Below are 1595 nucleotides of genomic sequence, written 5' to 3' on the forward strand. Positions count from 1 at the left end.
TGGTCTATTTCGTGCCCTTGCCGATGCCCGACGCAACGCGGGCGACGCGCCTGCATCTGGGCGGCATGTGGCTGATCTTCGTCGTCTCGGCCGTCATGATCGGCTGGATCATCGTCCACACCACCCGCCTCATTCGCCAACGCGATGCCGAACTGGCCACTGCCCGCGAACAGGGGCTGCGCGATGAACGGGTGGTCGCCATGGGCACACTGGCCGCCGGCGCCGCCCACGAACTCGGCACGCCACTCGGCACCATGGCCCTGCTCGCCGGCGAACTGGCCAACGACCTGGCCCTGAGCGAAGCGGCTCGCGACGACCTCAAGCTGCTCCTGCAACAGATTGCTGTCTGCAAGGAAATCGTCACCGGCCTGTCGCGCCGGGCCGGGGCCGAACGTCTGGAAAATTCCCCGCTACAGGCCGCCAACCGCTGGCTCGACCACCTTCGCCAGAACTGGCATGCCGCCCGCCCACAAGCGAGCAGCCGGCTGATCGTCACCAGCGATGGCGAGGTGCCCGAAATCGTCGCCGATCCACGGCTCGAACAAGCCGTCCTCAACCTGCTCAACAACGCCGCCAACGCCACGACCAGCCCGCTCGAAATACGCCTGAGCTGGTGCACCGCCAACATCTGCATCGACATCCGCGACCACGGCCCGGGCTTTCCCGAGCGGGTTCTTGAACTCGGTGGCCAGGCCAGCTTTGCAGCGCACGAACGCGGTAGCGGCGTCGGTTTGCTGCTGACCCGCAGCGCCGTCGAACAGCTCGGCGGCACCTTGACGCTGTTGAATCCCGAAGAAGGCGGCGCCCTCGCCCGCATCGAACTCCCCCGGATAAAGACATGACCGAATCAACGCTGATCATCGACGACGACCCGAGCTTCAACGCCATCCTCGTCCGTACGCTGGAACGGCGCGGCCACCCGGCCCGCGGCGCACTCGATGCAACATCGGCGCTGGCCGCAGCCAGGGAAATGCAGGCCGGGCGGGTCATTCTCGACCTCAACCTGAACGGCACTTCCGGCCTGGCCCTGATCCCCCAACTGCTGGCCATCAATGCCAATTGCCGGATCGTTGTTCTGACCGGCTACGCCAGCATCGCCACCGCCGTCGACGCGGTCAAGCTGGGCGCCATCCAGTACCTCGCCAAGCCGGTTGAAGTCGAAGCCATCCTCTCGGCCCTCGACGATGACGACAGCCCGGATTTTGATGTTCCGGCCTCGGACGAGCCGCTGTCAGTCGACCGCCTCGAATGGGAACACATCCATCGCGTCCTCAACGAAAACGACGGCAACGTCTCGGCCACGGCCCGCTCCCTGAAAATGCACCGGCGGACACTGCAGCGCAAACTGTCGAAGCGTCCGGTCAAGACCTGAGCCGCTCAGACCGGCTGACCGCAGACTTCCACGGTCAACCGGAAAAAATGGCCAAAATCAGTGTTTGTGTTCCATTGCCGCCGGCATCGGTGCGGCCATCGGGCGGACGACCTTGGCATCGACCTGCTTGCTGCTACCGTCGTCGAAGCTCAGGGTGATCGGCACGACGTCGCCTTCTTTCATCGGCGCCTTGAGGTCGATCATCATGACGTGCAGGCCGCCC

At 65.0% G+C, this 1595-nt stretch carries 3 protein-coding genes; 2 read left to right on the forward strand and 1 reads right to left on the reverse strand.

From position 1 onward, the window contains the following. Both ADADOO_RS16785 and ADADOO_RS16790 read left to right on the forward strand, forming a co-directional pair. Window positions 1-842, forward strand: an 842-nt coding sequence (locus ADADOO_RS16785) for an ATP-binding protein (RefSeq protein WP_511278656.1), incomplete at its 5' end; no start/stop codon positions are given. Next, window positions 839-1372, forward strand: coding sequence for a response regulator transcription factor (locus ADADOO_RS16790; protein ID WP_511278657.1), 534 nt, complete (start codon window positions 839-841; stop codon window positions 1370-1372). The genes ADADOO_RS16785 and ADADOO_RS16790, both read left to right, overlap by 4 nt. A 57-nt stretch (window positions 1373-1429) precedes the next feature. On the opposite strand, the gene ADADOO_RS16795 is transcribed toward ADADOO_RS16790, so the two are convergent. Further along, a complete protein-coding gene (locus ADADOO_RS16795) occupies window positions 1430-1588 on the reverse strand; it encodes a copper chaperone PCu(A)C domain-containing protein (RefSeq protein ID WP_511278658.1) in 159 nt (52 codons plus the stop codon). Window positions 1589-1595: the final 7 nt, after the last annotated feature.

This window comes from Azonexus sp. (assembly GCF_036170495.1).
Taxonomy (GTDB): Bacteria; Pseudomonadota; Gammaproteobacteria; order Burkholderiales; family Rhodocyclaceae; genus Azonexus.